Annotated in this window: 4 protein-coding genes; 2 read left to right on the plus strand and 2 right to left on the minus strand. The window is 71.5% G+C overall.

The window, feature by feature from the left end; all coding sequences use genetic code 11:
* Positions 1–106: 106 nt before the first annotated feature.
* A complete protein-coding gene (locus tag AC07BF_RS37670; protein WP_363587789.1) occupies positions 107–349 on the minus strand; it encodes a chaplin in 243 nt (80 codons plus the stop codon).
* Positions 350–584: 235 nt separating this feature from the next.
* Positions 585–836, minus strand: coding sequence for a chaplin (locus AC07BF_RS37675; protein ID WP_363374899.1), 252 nt, complete (start codon positions 834–836; stop codon positions 585–587).
* A 231-nt stretch (positions 837–1,067) separates the two neighbouring features.
* On the opposite strand from AC07BF_RS37675, the gene AC07BF_RS37680 reads away from it, so the two are divergent.
* The gene (locus tag AC07BF_RS37680) at positions 1,068–1,307 is read left to right on the plus strand and encodes a chaplin (protein ID WP_363587791.1); all 240 of its coding nucleotides are present in this window, start codon (positions 1,068–1,070) and stop codon (positions 1,305–1,307) included.
* Positions 1,308–1,542: 235 nt separating this feature from the next.
* Positions 1,543–3,219 carry an RICIN domain-containing protein gene (locus AC07BF_RS37685; RefSeq protein WP_363587793.1) on the plus strand — a complete coding sequence of 559 codons (1,677 nt, stop codon included), beginning with the start codon at positions 1,543–1,545 and terminating at the stop codon, positions 3,217–3,219.
* Positions 3,220–3,326: the final 107 nt, after the last annotated feature.

Genomic DNA, 3,326 nt, shown 5'->3' on the forward strand with positions numbered 1-3,326 from the left:
CACCGGCCCCCCCCCCCCCCCCCAGCGCGCCCCCCCCCCCCCCCCCCCCCCCCCCCCCCCCCCGCCACTCGGTGAATCAGCTGTCGACGGTGCGGCGACGGCCGGTTCAGCCGGCGTTGACGCAGGTGTTGCCGAACGCCGGGTTGAGCAGGCCGATGACGTTGATGGAGTTGCCGCACAGGTTGATCGGGACGTGCACCGGGATCTGGATCTGGTTGCCGGAGAGCACGCCGGGGGAGCCGGCGGCCACGCCCTCGGCGCCGGAGCTGGCGAACGCACCGCCGGCGGCACCGAGGACCAGACCGGTGGCGGCCAGGGACAGGACGGCGGCCTTCTTGAAGTTGCGCATGTCTTTCCTCCGTTTTCTGCCCGACGGATGGGAAATGTCGGGAGCCGGGCGAGCACGAATACTCACCCGCTGGCTTCTGGGGATTGCCGTGATTGTCACTCCGGCGGCGCACACCGGCGTGTTTCGCCCATGGCTCGGGCGTCGACGCGGCCGCCGCGTTCTTCCAGCACCTCGCGAACAATTCCCGCACGGCCGGGAGCGGTTCGGGCGGAGGTGCGACCAGGGGAATTCCCGGTCAGGCGCTGAGGCAGTTATTGCCGAACGCCGGGTTCAGAAGGCCCACCACGTCGATCGAGTTGCCGCACACGTTGAGCGGAATGTGCACGGGCACCTCCACCGAGTTGCCCGAGACCACGCCGGCCGAGCCGGCCGCGACACCCTCGGCGGACGCGCCGTGCAGGTGGTGGGCGGATGCGACGCCGGCGCCGGCGGCGAGCAGGGCGGCGCTGGCCGCGGTGCCGACGACGCCGTGGGCGAGCTTGCGCATGGGCGGTACTCGATTCGTGTGAAGGGGACCGGGTGGATCGTGTTCCGCCAGAGAGAACGAGGCACCGCGCGAGGGGAAACGGTCCGGTCCGCTGATCACCCGAATGCCGGTCGCCGTCCCCGTTGGGCCGGATGGGTGACAGTGCGTCCACTGTCGCAACCGGCCCGGGTGGGTGTCGTTCTTGATGTCGCACTCCCCGTGCATCTCTGTATGAACAGTCAGGAGGCTCGTATGAGCATCAAGAAGACCGCCGCCGTCGGCGCGGCCGTGGTGGGCATCGTGGCCGCCGGCGCCGGCACCGCGATGGCCAGCTCCGGCGCCGAGGGTGTCGCCGCGGGTTCCCCCGGTGTCATCTCGGGCAACCAGGTTCAGGTTCCGGTTCACGTGCCGGTCAACCTGTGCGGCAACACCATCGACATCATCGGCCTGCTGAACCCGGCGTTCGGCAACCACTGCGCCAACCTGGGCTGATCCTGCTCCCGGTTCGGCCGGTACGAGCCGCCGTTCCGCGCTTCCCTCCTGGGGCGCGGGGCGGCGGCTCTCCGCATGTCCGGGGGCGTGTCGGGGCGTCAGGTTCCGGCGGTGTCGCAAGCCTTGTTGCGTTACTTGTCAGTACCTAGAATATGAGACCTGCTCACCTTTCTTGCTCCGCGCCGCTCGGCGCCCGGCCGGGCGGCCCCCCACCCCCCCCCGCAAGGAGTCGCGTGTGATCAGGTCCCGACTGACAGCGGCGCGGCGGCCCCGGACGGTGGCGCGCCGCTCCCCGTACGGCGCACTGCTCGCCACCGGCGCCCTCGTCGCCGCCCTCGGCCTGGCCGGCGCCCCCGCCGCCCTCGCCGACCCGGCCCCCGCGGCCGGCGCCACCCGCCCGGCCGCCATCGTCGCCCTGGGCGACAGCGCCATCTCCGGGGAGGGCGCCGGCACCGACACCAACGACGGCTACTTCCCGGAGACCGACAGCCCCACCAACTACTGCCACCGGCACCCCAAGTCGGAGATCTTCGTCACCGACATCCCCGGGGTCACCCCGATCGACCTCGCCTGCTCCGGTGCCCAGACCGGCGACCTGGTCAGCGATCCCGAACTCGCCAAGGTCACCGGCTCCGGCAGCGGCGACTTCGGCGAGCCCAAACAGGACGTCAAACTCGCCGACGCGGCGGGCAGGTACGACGTGAAGATGGTCGTCGTCACGATCGGCGCCAACGACGACTTCGACTTCAGCGGGATCATGATGCACTGCCTCGCGCAGTACTTCCCGATCCCCAAGGACCAGGGCTGCCGCGACACCATCGGCAGCGACGAGATCGTCCAGCGCGCCAAGCGGGTCCAGCCCAAGGTCGTCGCCGCGCTCCAGAACATCCGGCAGACCATGCGGAAGGCGGGCTACGCCGACTCCTCGTACCAGCTGGTCTACCAGTCGTACTTCAATCCGATCACCCCGGACATCCGGCGCAACGACTACCTCGGCAAGGTCGCCGACGGCTGCCCGGCCTTCCCCGAGGACCTGGCCTGGGGCCACAACTGGGTGGTGCCGACCTTCAGCGACGCGCTGCGCGGCGCCGCCGAGCAGGTGCCCGGCGTGCGCTACCTCGACCAGCGGCGGGTCGCCTTCGGCCACGAGGTCTGCGCGGAGTGGACCAGTTCCCCGTACGAGTACAGCAACGGGGACGTCATCAACCTCGCCGAGTGGGCCCGCAACGGCTGCGACTCGCAGATCGGCATCCCCGGGCTGTGCATGAACATGGTCCGCCAGTCGTACCACCTGAGGGTGGCCGGCTACCGAGGCGAGGGCGTCTGCCTCGGCCAGTTCTTCGCCAAGCCCGAACTGGCGCAGGCCTACTGCACCCTCAACCAGCAGAACACCACCTCCATCCAGCCGCTCACCCCCGGGCAGCCGTTCGCGGACGTCCCCGAGGACGGCTCCTGGTACCAGCTCACCAACGCGGCCAGCGGCAACGCGCTCGACCTCACCGGCGGCGGCACCTACGGCGACTCCACCAACGGCCGGGCCGCCATCACCTATCCGGCCACCGGCGGGCTCAACCAGTCCTTCGTCCTGGAGGCCAAGGCCGGCGGCAGCTACGAGCTCGACTTCAGCGGCAACCGGGACATGTGCCTGGACGCCAACGCCGCCTCCACCGCCGCCGGCACCCGCATCCAGCAGTGGCGTTGCAACGGCGGCGGCAACCAGCACTGGGTCCTCAAGCCGGCCGGTGGTGGCCGCTACAAGATCGCCGACTCCCAGGACCCGACCAAGGTGATCGCCCCCGGCACCACCCTCGACGCCAAGGGCAACCCCGCCGTCGAACTCGCCACCGACACCGGCGCCGCGACCCAGCTCTGGCAGCTCACCAAACTCGGCATCGTCTACCTCCACGGCTGATCCCGGGCACCTCCGCGGGGGGGGGGGGGGGGGGGGGGGGGGGGGGGGGGGGGGGGGGGGGGGGGGGGGGGGGGGGGGGGGGGGGGGGGGGGGGGGGGGGGGGGGGG

This window comes from Kitasatospora sp. NPDC043950 (assembly GCF_056435345.1).